Source organism: Kitasatospora sp. NPDC054795, from assembly GCF_053611565.1.
Genome location: NZ_JBSHAP010000046.1, coordinates 30,759 through 44,813 on the forward strand (window position 1 = coordinate 30,759; position 14,055 = coordinate 44,813).

Here is a 14,055-nt window from a genome sequence, read left to right on the forward strand (position 1 = left end):
GCCGCTTGAGACCGATATGCCCCAGATCACCCGGATTGTGATCGCCGAGGACGAGGCGCTGATCCGCCTCGACCTCAAGGAGATGCTCGAGGAGGAGGGGTACACCGTCGTCGGTGAGGCCGGTGACGGGGAGACGGCGGTGCGGCTGGTGGAGGAGCTGAAGCCGGATCTGGCGATCTTCGATGTGAAGATGCCGGTGCTGGACGGGCTCTCCGCGGCCGAGCAGATCCACGACAAGCACCTGGCGCCGGTCCTGATGCTGACGGCTTTCTCGCAGCGGGAGCTGGTGGACCGGGCGCGGGACGCCGGGGCGATGGCGTACATCGTCAAGCCGTTCTCGAAGTCGGACCTGGTGCCGGCGATCGAGATGGCGGTCTCCCGGTACGCCGAGATGCGGGCGCTGGAGAAGGAGATCGGGGATCTCAGCCAGCGGCTGGAGACCCGGAAGCTGGTGGACCGGGCGAAGGGTGTGCTGCAGACCAAGTTCGGGCTGAACGAGCCGGCCGCCTTCCGGTGGATCCAGAAGACCTCGATGGACCGCCGGATGACGATGGCCGCGGTGGCCGAGGCGGTCATCGAGGAGGGCGAGGCCCAGGACCGCAAGAAGGCGGACGAGGCCAAGGGCGAGTAAGTGGTACGGGAAGGGCCCGGCAGAACGTTTCTGCCGGGCCCTTCGACGTGTGTACGGGCTCAGTCCTCGCCGAGGTAGGCCTTGCGGACGGACTCGTCGTGCAGGAGGTCGGGCCCGGTGCCGGAGAGGACGATGCGGCCGGTCTCCATGACGTACCCCCGGTCGGAGAGCGAGAGCGCTGCCTGGGCGTTCTGCTCGACCAGGAGGATGGTCGTACCGGAGGACTTCAGCTCCACGATGGTGGACATGATCTTCTGCATCATCAGCGGCGAGAGCCCCATCGAGGGTTCGTCCAGCATCAGCAGCTTGGGCCGGGACATCAGCGCCCGTCCCATCGCGAGCATCTGCTGTTCGCCGCCGGAGAGCGTGCCGGCGGCCTGGCGCCGGCGTTCGCCGAGGATCGGGAACAGGCCGTAGGCCCGTTCGACGTCGGCGGTTATGCCGGCGGCGTCGGTGCGCAGGAAGGCGCCGAGGAGGAGGTTCTCCTCGATGGTCATCCGGGGGAAGATGTGCCGTCCCTCGGGGGAGTGGGCGAGGCCGAGGGCGACGATCTTGTGCGCGGGGACGGTCGAGAGGTCCTGGCCGTCGAAGGTGATCCGCCCGGCGGTGGGCTTGAGCAGGCCGGACAGGGTGCGCAGGGTGGTGGTCTTGCCCGCGCCGTTGGTGCCGATGAGGGTGGTGACCTCGCCCTGTTCGACGGTGAAGCCGATGCCCTTGACGGCCTCGATCTTGCCGTAGGCGACGCGGAGGTCCTCGACCTCGAGGAGTGCGGTCACTGGTCGGTCTCCGTAACGTTCTCCGGAACAGCCGGGGTGGTGCCTTCGAGCGGGGCGCCCAGGTAGGCGGTGATGACGCGTTCGTCGTTCTGGACGGTCTCGCGGTCGCCCTCGACGATCTTCTGGCCCTGGACGAGCACCGCGGTGCGGTCGCAGAGGTTGAAGATGAAGCGCATGTCGTGCTCGATGACGAGGACGGAGACGCCCTTGTCGCGGATCGCGAAGACGAGTTCCTCGGCGGCCCGGGTCTCCTGGGGGTTCATGCCGGCGGTGGGTTCGTCGAGCAGCAGCAGGCCGGGTTCGGAGGCGAGGGCGCGGGCGATCTCCAGCTTGCGCTGCTCGCCGTAGGGCAGGTTGCGGGCGAGGTGGTCGGCCTTCTCGGCGAGGCCGGTGAACTCCAGGAGTTCCATGGCCTTCTCGCGGCTCTGCGCTTCGGCGCGGTGGTAGCCGGGGCCGCGCAGGATGGCGGAGAAGATGCCTTCCCTGGTGCGGGTGTGCCGGCCGACCAGGACGTTCTCCAGGACGGTCATGTTGGCGAACAGCCGGATGTTCTGGAAGGTGCGGGCGATGCCGGCCTGGGTGACCAGGTGGGGCTTGGGCGGCAGCAGGGTGTCGCGGAAGCGGACGGCGCCCTCGGTGGGGACGTACAGGCCGGTGAGGCAGTTGAAGAAGGTGGTCTTGCCGGCGCCGTTGGGGCCGATGAGACCGATGATCTCGCCTTCGCCGACGGTCAGGGAGACGTCGTTGACGGCGGTGAGGCCGCCGAAGCGCATGGTGACGCCGGTGACTTCGAGCAGGGGTGCGGCGGTGGTGGTCATCGGGTCGGTCACGCCCCTGCCTTGGTGAGTGCGGTCGGCTCGCCGGTGGCCTGGGCCGGGAGGGCGGCCTCGTGGAACTCCAGCTGCCGGCGCCGGTTGGGGATGAGGCCTTCGGGGCGCACCCGCATCAGGACGATGAGGGCGGCGCCGAAGGCGAGGAGCTGGTAGTCGGCGAGGAATTCGAGCTTCTTGGGGATGAGGAAGAGCAGGGTGGCGCCGGCCAGCGGGCCGCTGATGGTGCCCATGCCGCCGAGGATGACCGCGGCGAGCAGGAAGGCGGAGTTCGGCGGGAGGGCTTCGGCGAAGGTGTACTGGTCGGGGGTGACGGTGTAGCTGACGTGGGCCTGGACGGTGCCGGCCAGGCCGGCCAGCAGGGCGCCGAGGGCGAAGGCGAGCAGCTTGAGCCGGAAGCCGTTGATGCCCATGGCCTCGGCGGCGGTCTCGTCCTCGCGGATGGCGACCCAGGCGCGGCCGATGCGGGAGTTGCCGACCCGGGCGAAGACCAGCACGACCACGGCGGTGACGAGCAGCATCAGCAGGTAGTAGTTGGAGAAGCGGCCGAGTTCGACGCCGAGGACGGTGTGCGGCTTGCCGAGGTCGAAGCCGAGGATCTCCAGGTCGGGGATGCGGGGGATGCCGTTGGAGCCGTTGGTGATCTTGGGGCCGGTGGTGCCGTTGAGGTTGAGCATGGTGATGCGGAAGATCTCGCCGAACCCGAGGGTGACGATGGCGAGGTAGTCGCCGCGCAGCCGCAGGGTGGGGGCGCCGATCAGGACGCCGAAGACCATCGAGACGACGGCGCCGGTGAGCATCGCGGCCCAGAACGGGAACTGGACGTGGATGGGCGAGGCGGGGGAGCCGGAGACCAGGGCGGCGGCGTAGGCGCCGACGCCGAGGAAGGCGACGTACCCGAGGTCGAGCAGGCCGGCCAGGCCGACGACGATGTTGAGGCCGAGGGCGACGGTTGCGAAGATCAGGATGTTGGTGGCGACCGAGGTGTACTGGTCGCTGGTCTGGGTGAACGGGAAGCCGGCGGCGGCGGCGAAGGCGGCGCCGGTGGTGACCGGGCGGTGCTTGACGGTCAGCGCGCGCAGTCGGGCGAGCAGGCCGGACTTGGCCAGGGCGGGGACGGCGAGGGCGACGAACAGCAGGTAGCCGGTGAAGAGTTCGCCGTACTCGGTGTCGATGCCGAAGGTGATCGCGAGCAGTCCGGTGCCGAAGGCGAGGACGATCAGCAGCACCTCGACCCAGGAGGGGAGCGCCCGCGCTGCGTCCAGCGGGCGGTCGATCCGGCCCAGCCGCAGTGCGCTGTTGGCGAGGTGGCCGAGCTGGAGCAGCAGGACGGCGCCGGCGGCGATGGCGAGGCCGCCGGCGAGGGCGGTCAGGACCGGGGCGACCGGCTTGTCCGAGGGGACGGCGTGGGCGCCGAACCAGGCGGTGGGGGCGACCGGGACGAGCAGGAAGAGCCGCTTGTCGAGGATCCGCAGGGGGACGGCGGTGCGGCGGTCGAGCGGCAGGGCGAGGGCGCCGAGGACGGCGAGCAGGCCGCCCGCGGCGAGCACCCAGCCGCCGGGTTCGAGGTTGGCGAGGCCGCCGAGTTCGGCGGAGACGGCGGCGACCGCGTAGACGGCGACGGCGAGGGCGCCGGTGGCGGCGAACAGGACGGCGTTGTTGCTGCGGGTGGGGGCGGCCCAGCGCAGTCCGGGGACGCCCTGGGCGGCGAGCAGCAGGACGAGGGTGAGCAGTCCGGCGGCGAGGGCGAGCCATTGGAGGCCGGCCGGGGAGCCGTAGTACGTGAGGTCGCCGGGGAAGTCGGAGGTCCAGGTCCAGGACATGGCGGCGGAGGCGGCGGTGGCGAGGGCGCCGAGTGCGGTGACGGCGGCGGCGGCGCGGGCCGGCAGCGGGATGACCGGGGTCGTTTCGGTGCGGGTGGTGGTCATGGTGGTCACGCCCTGTCCGCGACGCGCTCGCCGAGCAGGCCCTGGGGCCGGATCAGGAGTACGAGGATGAGGAGTACGAACGCCCAGACGTCCTTCCAGGCGCCGCCTCCGAAGAGGTGCATGCCGGGCAGGTGCTGGATGTAGCCGGTGGCGAGGGCTTCGGCGAGGCCGAGGGCGAGGCCGCCGAGCATGGCGCCGTAGATGTTGCCGATGCCGCCTAGGACGGCGGCGGTGAAGGCCTTGAGGCCGAGGATGAAGCCCATCCGGAAGTCGACCTGGCCGCTGCGCAGCCCGTAGGCGACGGCGGCGACGGCGGCGAACGCGGCGCCGATGGCGAAGGCCATGACGATGATGCGGTCGGTGTCGATGCCCATCAGCTTGGCGGTGTCCGGGTCCTGGCTGGTGGCCTGCATGGCGCGTCCGGAGCGGGTGCGGGTGACGAACCAGCCGAGGGCGAGCATGCACAGCGGGGCGGCGATGATCAGGAAGAGGTCGCTGCGCTGGATGGTGACGGAGCCGAGGCTGAACGGGTCGCCGGGGAGCTTGGGGAAGACCCGGGCCTTCTTGGCGTCCGGGTAGAAGGAGAAGACGAGTTGCTGGAGGAAGATGGACAGCCCGATCGCGGTGATCAGTGGGGCCAGTCGGGGGGCGTTGCGCAGGGGGCGGTAGGCGAAGCGCTCGGCGGCGACGGCGGTGAGGGTGGAGACCAGGATGCCGGCGATCAGCATGAGCGGCAGGGCCAGCCACAGGGTGGTGCCGCCGGGGAGGGCGAGGTAGGCGGTCAGGGCGCCGAAGCCGCCGACCATGACGATCTCGCCGTGGGCGAAGTTGATGAGCTGGACGATGCCGTAGACCATCGTGTAGCCGATCGCGACGAGTCCGTAGAGGGCGCCGAGGATCAGGCCGTTGGCCAGCTGCTGCGGTAGGTCGTGCACCGCTGGGCCTCCGTAGTGCGTTCGGGGGTGTCCGCGTGGGTGGTGGATGTGGGTGCGCGCGGGGGCACTCGTGGCGCCCCCGCGCGCGGTGGTGGTGAAGTGGCGCTGTTGGTGCGGGTGGTGACTGAGCGTCAGCCCTTGAAGGTGCCGGACTTCTCCACGGCCCACTTGCCGTCCTTGACGGTGTAGACGGTGAGCTGCTTGTTGGTGGTGTCGCCGAACTCGTCGAAGGAGACCTTGCCGGTCACGCCGTCGAAGCTGACCTTCTGGACGGCGTCGCGGACGGCCTTGCGGTCGGGGACCTTGCCGTTGTTGTCCTTCACGGCCTGCTTGACGCCCTGGATGATGGCCCAGGCGCTGTCGTAGGAGTAGCCGCCGTAGGTCTCGTAGGCGTCCTTGTAGCCGGCGGTCTTGTAGTCGGCGATGAACTTCTTGGCGGTGTCGAGGGATTCGACGGGGAGGCCGACGGCGGTGGCGTAGTCGCCCTGGCTCTTGGGGTTGAGCTTGATGAAGTCGCCGCTCTGGATGCCGTCGCCGCCCATCAGCGGGATGTTGACGTTGGCCTCCTTGAGCTGGAGGGAGAGCGGGCCGGCCGCGGGGTACTCGCCGCCGTAGTAGACGGCTTCGGCGCCGGAGCTCTTGACCTTGGTGACGATGGCGGCGAAGTCGCGGTCGTCGGGGTTGACGTGCTCCTCGCCGACCAGCTGGCCGCCGAGCTTGGTGAACTCGCCCTTGAAGGTGCCGGCCAGGCCCGCGCCGTAGGTCTTCTGGTCGTCGATCAGGAAGACCTTGGTCTTCTTGGCGTCGGTGTAGAGGAACTGGGCGGCGAAGGGGCCCTGGACGGCGTCGGTGGTGGCGGTGCGGAAGTAGGACGTGAACGGGCGCTTCTTCTCGCCGCTGGCCCACTTCTCGCCCTGGCTGAGGGCGACGCCGGTGTTGGCGGGGGAGACCTCGACCAGGGAGGCGTCGTCGAAGATCTGCTGCATCGACTGGGCCACGCTGGAGTTGAGCGGGCCGACGACGCCGAGGACCTTGGAGTCGCCGACCAGCTGGGTGGCGTTCTGCTGGCCGGGGGCGGGCTTGCCGGTGTCGTCCAGGGCCTTGATCTCGAACTTGACGCCGGGGACCTCGTTGGCCTCGTTGGCCTTCTTGATCGCGAGGTCGACGGAGTTGCGGATGCCGAGGCCGAGGGCGGAGAGGTCGCCGGTGAGCGGGGCGTCGACGCCGATGACGACGGTGGTGGAGCCGGAGTTGGAGGTGCCGCCGTCGGCCTTCTTCTCTCCGCGGGAGCCGCAGGCGCTGAGGCTGAGGGCGCCGATCACGGCAATGCTCACGACAACTGCTGAACGATGACGCACGAGGGTCCCCTTCGGTTCAGGAGGCGCCCGCGCCTGAATGGCGGGAGCCGGAGTGCGCGGAGGGCCTGGCCCAATCGAATGGCGCGGTGACTGGCCGTGACTCTAGATGCCGTTGGGCGGCTCGGGCAGTGCTGGGGGCAGGCTGTGATTCTCTTGTTATGAGCACACGGAGCATTTGTCTCACGATGTGGTCGTTCTGGCTCGATCGATCCCGCGATGCCGGGCGTTTACGCGCTGGTAGGGCGATGTAAGGCCCAGAAATGGGGGTTGCAGCTGGCAGCGCCGATAATCGGACACCTGTGTCCGATGCCCTGCTTTCGGCCTTGAGCGTCCGGATTTCGGACAAGGAGGGCGCGACCGGATGATCCCGGGGCGCCCGCGGGCCTCGGAACCGGCAATTGATCGGATTTCCTACTTGTTACGCAGCGTTACAGGGGCGGGTTTGCGCCGACCGCGCCCGGACATGTGAAGGCCCCCTTGTCCAGACCAACGCCTGCCCAGGGTGGCGGAAGGTCAAACAAGGGGGCGGAAAAGGGACTTGATGTTGTCCGGAGTGAACTCGCCGGTCCCGTGCGGACGTTGTCGGGCGGGATGGCGCGGTCGGAGCCGCCGTCAGAGGTCGCGCAGCATGCAGGTCAGCCGGCAGCTGGTGATCCGCCGGCCGGTGTCGTCGGTGATCGCGATCTCGTAGGTGGCCGCGGTGCGGCCCTTGAACACGGCCGTCGCCACCCCGGTCACCAGTCCGGAGGTGGCCGAGCGGTGGTGGGTCGCATTGAGGTCCACACCGACCGCGTACCGGCCGGGACCGGCGTGCAGCATCGCCCCGATCGAGCCCAGCGTCTCGGCCAGCGCCGCCGACGCGCCGCCGTGCAGCAGCCCGTACGGCTGCTGGTTGCCCTCCACCGGCATGGTGCCGACCACGCGGTCGCCGGAGGCCTCGACGATCCGGATGCCGAGCTTGTCGCCGAGGTGGCCGCCCGAGAAGGTCTCCGGGTTCACGCCGAGCTTGGCGAAGTGGTCCAGCACGTCCTGCGGGACGTTCAGGACGGGGGCGGTGTCGGGCGTGCTGCCGGGGGCGTCGAGGGGTGCGGTGCCGGGGGCCGCATCGGTCATGGGGGAACTCCTGCCGGTGGGATCTGCTGGGGGATGTGCCGCCTGTGATCGTACGACCGTCCTACTCATAGGTAGCAGCTGTGGCCGAACCGGCGCGGCGTCCTTTTTGTCGGTGCCGGGCCATAGGATCGGTGGCCGGTAGTGGAATCGGCAGGAACGGACGTTGACGTGGCTACGCAGAGTACGGACAAGGGCGCGACGGGTGGCGGCGGGGCCGGCCCGCGGCCCCGGCTGATGCTGCTCGACGGGCACTCGATGGCCTACCGGGCCTTCTACGCCCTGCCCGTGGAGAACTTCAACACCTCCACCGGCCAACCCACCAACGCGGTCTACGGCTTCGCCTCGATGCTCGCCAACACCGTCCGGGACGAGCAGCCCACCCACCTCGCCGTCGCCTTCGACCTCTCCCGGCAGACCTTCCGCTCCGCCGAGTTCCCCGACTACAAGGCCAACCGCGCCAAGACGCCGGACGAGTTCCGCAGCCAGGTCGGCCTGATCGGCGAACTGCTCGACGCCATGCACGTCCCCCGGCTGACGGCCGAGGGCTTCGAGGCCGACGACATCATCGCCACCCTGGCCACCGCCGCCGAGGCGGCCGGCTACGACGTCGACATCGTCACCGGCGACCGCGACTCGCTCCAGCTGGTCACCGACCACGTCACCGTGCTCTACCCGACCAAGGGCGTCTCCGAGCTCACCCGCTACACCCCGGAGAAGGTCGCCGAGAAGTACGGCGTCACCCCGCGCCAGTACCCGGACCTCGCCGCGCTGCGCGGCGACCCGTCCGACAACCTCCCCGGCATCCCCGGCGTCGGCGAGAAGACCGCCGCCAAGTGGGTCAACCAGTTCGGCTCCTTCGACGAACTCGTCGCCCGCGCCGACGAGGTCAAGGGCAAGATCGGCGAGAAGCTGCGCGACCACCTCGACTCGGTCAAGCGCAACCGGGTGCTCACCGAGCTGGTCCGCGACGTCGAACTCCCGCTCGGCGTCACCGACCTGGACCGCAAGCCGTTCGACAAGGACGCCGTCGGCTCCCTGATGGAGTCGCTGGAGTTCCGCAACGCCAACTTCCGCGACCGCGTCTTCGGCATCGACCCGACCACCGGCTCGGACACCGCCGAAGCCGAGCTCGCCCCCGGCGTCGAGGTGGACGGCGAACTCCTCACCGACCCCGGCACCCTGGCCGCCTGGCTCGCCGAGCACGCCTCCGACGGCAAGACCACCGTCGCGCTCGCCGCCGTCTACCAGTGGGCGCTCGGCGCCGGCGAGGTCACCGAAGTGGCGCTCGCCGCCGGGGAGACGGCCGCCTGGTTCGACCCGGCGCTGCTCGCCGAGGAGGACGAGCGGGCCTTCGCCGCCTGGCTCGCCGACGCCGGCGCCCCCAAGGCCCTGCACATCGCCAAGCAGGTCATGCGCGCCTTCGCCGAGCGCGGCTGGACCATCGAGGGCGTCGTCGCCGACACCGCGCTCGCCGCCTACCTGGAGAAGCCCGGCCGCCGCACCTTCACCCTGGAGGTGCTCGCCGAGGAGTACCTGGCCCGCTCGCTCACCCCGGCCCCCGCCACCGAGAGCGGCCAACTGTCCTTCGACGCACCGGAGGAGGACGAGACGGCCGCCGCCAGGTCGCTGATGCTCCAGGCCCGCGCCGTGCTCGACCTCGCCGCGCTCTTCGACACCCGCCTCGGCGAGGTCGGCGCCGCCGAGCTGATGCACGACATGGAACTGCCCATCGCCGCCCTGCTGGCCCGGATGGAGCGCTACGGCATCGCCGCCGACCGCGAGTGGCTCACCGGCCTGGAGGCCCAGTTCACCGCCGAGATCCAGCGCGTGGTGGAGGAGGCGCACGCCGCCGCCGGGCACGAGTTCAACCTCGGCTCGCCCAAGCAGCTCCAGGAGATCCTCTTCGGCGAGCTCGCGCTCCCCAAGACCAAGAAGATCAAGACCGGCTACACCACCGACGCCGACGCGCTCACCTGGCTGGCCACCCAGACCGACAACGAACTGCCGGTCGTCCTGCTGCGCCACCGCGACCAGGCCAAGCTGCGCACCACCGTCGAGGGCCTGCTCAAGACCGTCTCGCCCAAGGGCCGGATCCACACCACCTTCAACCAGATGGTCGCCGCCACCGGCCGGCTCTCCTCGCAGGACCCGAACCTGCAGAACATCCCGGTCCGCACCGAGGAGGGCCGGGCGATCCGCCGCGCCTTCGTCGTCGGCGAGGGCTACGAGTCGCTGCTCACCGCCGACTACTCCCAGATCGAACTGCGGATCATGGCCCACCTGTCCGAGGACGAGGCGCTGCTGCAGGCCTTCGCCTCCGGCGAGGACCTGCACAACACCGTCGCCTCCCAGGTCTTCGAGGTGCCGCGCGCCGCGGTGGACGCCGAGATGCGCCGCAAGATCAAGGCGATGTCCTACGGCCTGGCGTACGGACTCTCCGCGTACGGGCTCTCGCAGCAGCTCGGCATCAAGCCCGCCGAGGCCCAGGGCCTGATGGACACCTACTTCGAGCGCTTCGGCGGCGTGCGGGACTACCTGCGCCGGGTCGTCGACGAGGCCCGGGCGACGGGCTACACCGAGACCCTGCTCGGCCGCCGCCGCTACCTGCCGGACCTCAACAGCGACAACCGCCAGCGCCGCGAGATGGCCGAGCGGATGGCCCTCAACGCCCCGATCCAGGGCTCGGCCGCCGACATCGTCAAGATCGCCATGCTCCGGGTGGACGAAGCGCTGCGCGCGGCCGGCCTCACCTCCCGGATGCTGCTCCAGGTGCACGACGAAATCGTGCTGGAGCTGGCCCCGGGCGAGCGCGAGCAGGTCGAGGCCGTCGTCCGCGAGCAGATGGCGGGCGCCTACCCGCTGCGCGCCCCGCTGGACGTCTCGGTCGGCGTCGGCCCCAACTGGGAGGCCGCCGCGCACTGACGGCACCGCTGTCGCACGGGCCCGGGCACGCGAGCGTCCGGGCCCGTTCCGCCACCCCGGCACCCTGACCGGAAGCGGTCGGCGGTCCCGAGCTTCGGGCCGTGGCCCTGGAAGGCATCCTGCGGACCACCCCCTCCATCACCGACCCCGTCCTGCCAGAGGACGGCGACTCGCGTCGCGGGCGCAGGCACCCGGCGCTCGATCAGGCCCTCCCGACCCTCGTCCTTCCGGGGCCGCTCGGCGTCCTCCGCCTGCCCGCGATCCTGCTCGCCGTCGCGGCGGGGCCGCCGGCGGTGCCGCTCGGCATCGTCGCCGCGATCGTGCCGGCCGGGACCTCCCGCACCACGGTGTCCCCGCTGGTTCACCCGCGGGTGGGCGGCGTGCACCGGGAAAACCGCAGGTCGGGCCGTCCGACGAGCGCGGGCCCCGGGACGCTCGGGCTCGCCGGGTGGCCGGGCTCGAAGGGTGGCCCAGTCGGCCCGCGGGGAATTGGTCCGGCAGGATGGGTCAATTCCCCACTACCGTAGGCACAATGACAACAGGACCCACGTCGACCGACCAGCCCGTGTCCCTGGCCGAGGCGCCGATGCGTCAAGCCCGGAACTCCGCCGCCTTCTGGACCCTCACCGGCCTCTGCCGGGGACACGAGGTGATCCGGCGTCGCGGATTCGTCGCGGTCGACGGCGACGCGCGTGCAGGACTGCGGATCCTGATCCAGGAGCCCGACCTCGACCCGGGCGAACTGGCCGAGGTGAGCGAGCTGACGCGCCGGGCCGCGGGCCCCGTGAACGTCGAGGATCCGTTCAGCTCGACCGACCTGAACCACCTCGGCATGCGCAACTGGCAGATGCCGATCATGCTGCGCCAGCCCGGGCCCGTCGGAGAACCGGCGCTGGACGTGATCCGGGTACGGCAGTCCGAGGACCTCCAGGCGGCCGAGCGGGTCGTGATCGAGGGCTTCGAGCTGGACGGGTTCGAGCCCCACCGTCCCGGCGAGCTGTTCCCGACGGCGTTGATCGAACAGTCCGGCGTGGACGTGTTCGTCGCCACGCTCGACGGCGTGGCCGCGGGAGCCTGCGTCAGCGTCGTGGCCGACGGCGTCGGCAGCCACTACTGGGTCGGTACGTCGTCGGTGTTCCGGTCGCGTGGCGTGGGCCGGGCCGTCATGCTCGGCGCCCTCGCCCACCTGGCGGACCTGCCGGCCACGCTCACCGCTTCGAAGCTGGGCAGACCGCTGTACGAGTCGCTGGGCTATGTCACCGCGACACCCTCGACCTGGTGGGTCTCGCCCTCCGGGACGGTATAGCGCCGAAACCCGCCGGCCTGCCGGTTCAGGGCCCCGGCCCTGTGGACGGACGGTCGGGTCCGGCAGGGCGATCTCCTCATCCGGACGCGCCAGCCGGCCCCGGGCTGCGCGGGAAGTCGGCCCCGCCACCACCCCGCGCAGCCCGGGGTGGTGGCTCGGGTGGCTCCGGTGCCGAGTCGAGGCGCGTGGCGAACGTACGGCGGCGGGAGGCGGGCACCGCGGGGTTCCGTGGGGTTCCGTGGGGCGTCGCCGTCCGGAGCGGAAGACCGATCGGGGCGGGACCGCGAAGGGGCGGGTTGCGTGGTGGACGGCGGTTCGGCTTCCGTCCTCGTGGAGGTAGCCCGGGAACGGTTGCGGTCCGGGACGGCGCCGGGTGTGGTCTGCGGCGAGCCGGCCGCCGGAAGGCTCGTACCGGAGTGGACGCACATCGTGCCGGTGGGGCGGGAGTTGCTGTTCTGCCGGGCCGGTGCGCCCGCACGCGCGCCCGGGCCGGAGTGAGGCTGCCCCGGCCCGGCACCCTCGAACTGATGCCACGTCAGTTGCGCTGGGTATCAGGTGCACTGGCCGTGTCAGGACCCTGGCCGGTCCTGTTCGGCAGTCCTACGCTCCTGGCATGGCTCTGGATGACGTCCTGCGCACCGGCCCCGCCTCGACCGACATCGTCCTGCGCGAGGGCGGCGGCACCCGGCGCAGTGCGCTGCTGTACTGTCTGACGGCCATCGGGAGCGCGCTGAAGGCGCCGCTGGTGCTCTTCGCGCCGACGTTCATGGTGGCGTTCGTCCTGTGGCTCCTCGGCGCGACCGGGGGCACCGTCGCCGCGGTGGTCGGGGTGATCGCGGGGGTCGAGTACCTGCTTGCCGTCCCGGTGATCGCCCGGATGGAAGTGACCACCGTCCACCGGATCGAGTTCGCCCCGCCCGAGGCGGCGGAGCGTTACCGGCTGGTCCGGGGCGGGCGCCCCGACGACTGGCGGCCGCTGACCGAACTGCCCGCCGTCTGGCTGGTGCACAGCATCATGGAGCCCTACGAGGGCGATCGCGCGCCGGTCGAGGAGGCGCTCGTCGGGCGGCTGGACTTCACCGGCGGGCAGGTGGTGTGGAAACCGCCCGCCGGCACCGACGCGGAGCGCCTGAGGGAGGCCCTGACCGTGCTGCTCGGCCCCGCCGGCGTCGAGGTCGAACTGATCACCAAGCGCAGCGTGCGGCCCAAGCCCTCGCCGGCGTCCTACTCGCCGTGGATCTCCGGAGGCTCGGGCTCGGCGAACTCGGGCGGCTGCTGAACCGCTCCGCGCAACCCTTGTCGCGATCGCGATCTCGTCGGTGATCTCGGCCGGCTGCCAGGACCACTGCCCGTTCGGGTTGCACTCCGGGAGTGCCACATGCCGTCCGCGGTGACGGCGAAGCCGAAGGTACCGAAGGTCAGTCGGACGTCGGAGAGGTAGCGGGCGGTCGCCTCGGCGACCGGCTTGTCGACCGTGCCGGCGGCGTGCTCGGCGGTGAACTCCCGAGCCTCGTGTTCGTCGTCGGCGATCAGCGTGTGGGGTGCCCGGAATCCGTAGCGCTGGGCGGTGGCGAGGCGGGCCGGCCTGTACTCTGCCGCCCGGTTGTCCCAGAGATGGTTGACGTGGCGTTCCCCGGCAGCGACGCCGGGATGCCACCCGCCCCCCAGAAGGTTCGCGCGGCGGCGAACCGGCGGTCCTCGCCGCCGAGGTCGGCAGGCCCCTCGTAGGGCGAGGGCCCGCGAACCCGGACGGAGCGGACGGCCGTGACGTCCAGCGGGATCGAGGCGGACCGCCGGGGTCATTTCGGCAACTCCACTGCTGCGCAGACTTCTCCCGCGCCGACTGCCGGCCCTGCCCCATCCGTGCCCGGTGCACCACCTCCGCCCCCCACGTGAGCCGCACCCTGCAGATCCACCCCGAACCCGTCCACACCGCCCGCACACGGATGCAGACCGAACAGGACACCCCCCAATGGCGCCGGGCATACCGCGCCCGCGCCGGCATCGAGGGCACCATCTCCCAAGCGGTCCGAGGCCCCGGCCTACGACGATCCCGCTACCGAGGCCTCACCAAAACCCACCTGCAAAACGTCCTCACCGGCATCGCCATCAACATCCGCCGACTCGGCACCCACTACGACACCACCACCCGGCCGAACCGCCACCCCACCCGCATCCACACACTCTGCACCCAACACGGGATCACAACCGCAGCCTGACCCAGATCACACACTTTGCCAGCAGAGTCGACGGGCC

Annotated in this window: 10 protein-coding genes and 1 pseudogene; 5 read left to right on the forward strand and 6 right to left on the reverse strand. The window is 70.9% G+C overall.

From position 1 onward, the window contains the following. Nucleotides 1-16: 16 nt before the first annotated feature. Nucleotides 17-631 (forward strand): ANTAR domain-containing response regulator, encoded by a 615-nt coding sequence (locus ACWGJO_RS18450; protein WP_359914233.1) that lies wholly within the window; start codon nucleotides 17-19, stop codon nucleotides 629-631. A 59-nt stretch (nucleotides 632-690) separates the two neighbouring features. On the opposite strand, the gene ACWGJO_RS18455 is transcribed toward ACWGJO_RS18450, so the two are convergent. The 6 genes from ACWGJO_RS18455 to ACWGJO_RS18480 form a co-directional block, all read right to left on the reverse strand. Further along, nucleotides 691-1,407 (reverse strand): ABC transporter ATP-binding protein, encoded by a 717-nt coding sequence (locus ACWGJO_RS18455; RefSeq protein ID WP_359914214.1) that lies wholly within the window; start codon nucleotides 1,405-1,407, stop codon nucleotides 691-693. Continuing rightward, the gene (locus ACWGJO_RS18460) at nucleotides 1,404-2,225 is read right to left on the reverse strand and encodes an ABC transporter ATP-binding protein (protein ID WP_452185028.1); all 822 of its coding nucleotides are present in this window, start codon (nucleotides 2,223-2,225) and stop codon (nucleotides 1,404-1,406) included. The genes ACWGJO_RS18455 and ACWGJO_RS18460 overlap by 4 nt, the downstream gene beginning before the upstream one ends. An 8-nt stretch (nucleotides 2,226-2,233) precedes the next feature. After that, nucleotides 2,234-4,165, reverse strand: a complete 1,932-nt coding sequence (locus tag ACWGJO_RS18465; protein WP_452185029.1) for a branched-chain amino acid ABC transporter permease — start codon at nucleotides 4,163-4,165, stop codon at nucleotides 2,234-2,236. A gap of 5 nt (nucleotides 4,166-4,170) precedes the next feature. Continuing rightward, entirely contained in the window at nucleotides 4,171-5,100 is a 930-nt protein-coding gene (locus tag ACWGJO_RS18470; protein WP_359819021.1) for a branched-chain amino acid ABC transporter permease, read from the reverse strand. 131 nt (nucleotides 5,101-5,231) lie between these two features. Continuing rightward, on the reverse strand, nucleotides 5,232-6,458 hold the full coding sequence (locus ACWGJO_RS18475) for a branched-chain amino acid ABC transporter substrate-binding protein (protein ID WP_452184992.1): 1,227 nt from the start codon (nucleotides 6,456-6,458) through the stop codon (nucleotides 5,232-5,234). A gap of 612 nt (nucleotides 6,459-7,070) precedes the next feature. Then, nucleotides 7,071-7,571 carry a PaaI family thioesterase gene (locus ACWGJO_RS18480; RefSeq protein WP_452184994.1) on the reverse strand — a complete coding sequence of 167 codons (501 nt, stop codon included), beginning with the start codon at nucleotides 7,569-7,571 and terminating at the stop codon, nucleotides 7,071-7,073. 234 nt (nucleotides 7,572-7,805) lie between these two features. On the opposite strand from ACWGJO_RS18480, the gene polA reads away from it, so the two are divergent. The 4 genes and pseudogenes from polA to ACWGJO_RS18500 all read left to right on the forward strand — a co-directional run. After that, nucleotides 7,806-10,493 (forward strand): DNA polymerase I, encoded by a 2,688-nt coding sequence (gene polA, locus ACWGJO_RS18485; protein ID WP_452185031.1) that lies wholly within the window; start codon nucleotides 7,806-7,808, stop codon nucleotides 10,491-10,493. Nucleotides 10,494-11,025: 532 nt separating this feature from the next. Continuing rightward, nucleotides 11,026-11,799, forward strand: a complete 774-nt coding sequence (locus ACWGJO_RS18490; protein WP_452184996.1) for a GNAT family N-acetyltransferase — start codon at nucleotides 11,026-11,028, stop codon at nucleotides 11,797-11,799. Between the two features lie 613 nt (nucleotides 11,800-12,412). Continuing rightward, complete coding sequence (locus ACWGJO_RS18495) at nucleotides 12,413-13,078, forward strand: hypothetical protein (RefSeq protein WP_452184998.1); 666 nt, start codon at nucleotides 12,413-12,415, stop codon at nucleotides 13,076-13,078. A 559-nt stretch (nucleotides 13,079-13,637) separates the two neighbouring features. Continuing rightward, a pseudogene (locus ACWGJO_RS18500) lies at nucleotides 13,638-14,018 on the forward strand (transposase); the annotation flags it as partial. Between the last annotated feature and the right edge of the window lie 37 nt (nucleotides 14,019-14,055).

What these genes read in the sequence shown, in the direction of transcription:
- ACWGJO_RS18450 (WP_359914233.1), top strand. Translation starts at nt 17, where the DNA reads ATGCCCCAGATCACCCGGATTGTGATCGCCGAGGACGAGGCGCTGATC.
- ACWGJO_RS18460 (WP_452185028.1), bottom strand. Translation starts at nt 2,225, where the DNA reads ATGACCACCACCGCCGCACCCCTGCTCGAAGTCACCGGCGTCACCATG.
- ACWGJO_RS18465 (WP_452185029.1), bottom strand. Translation starts at nt 4,165, where the DNA reads ATGACCACCACCCGCACCGAAACGACCCCGGTCATCCCGCTGCCGGCC.
- ACWGJO_RS18480 (WP_452184994.1), bottom strand. Translation starts at nt 7,571, where the DNA reads ATGACCGATGCGGCCCCCGGCACCGCACCCCTCGACGCCCCCGGCAGC.
- polA (WP_452185031.1), top strand. Translation starts at nt 7,806, where the DNA reads ATGCTGCTCGACGGGCACTCGATGGCCTACCGGGCCTTCTACGCCCTG.
- ACWGJO_RS18490 (WP_452184996.1), top strand. Translation starts at nt 11,026, where the DNA reads ATGACAACAGGACCCACGTCGACCGACCAGCCCGTGTCCCTGGCCGAG.
- ACWGJO_RS18495 (WP_452184998.1), top strand. Translation starts at nt 12,413, where the DNA reads ATGGCTCTGGATGACGTCCTGCGCACCGGCCCCGCCTCGACCGACATC.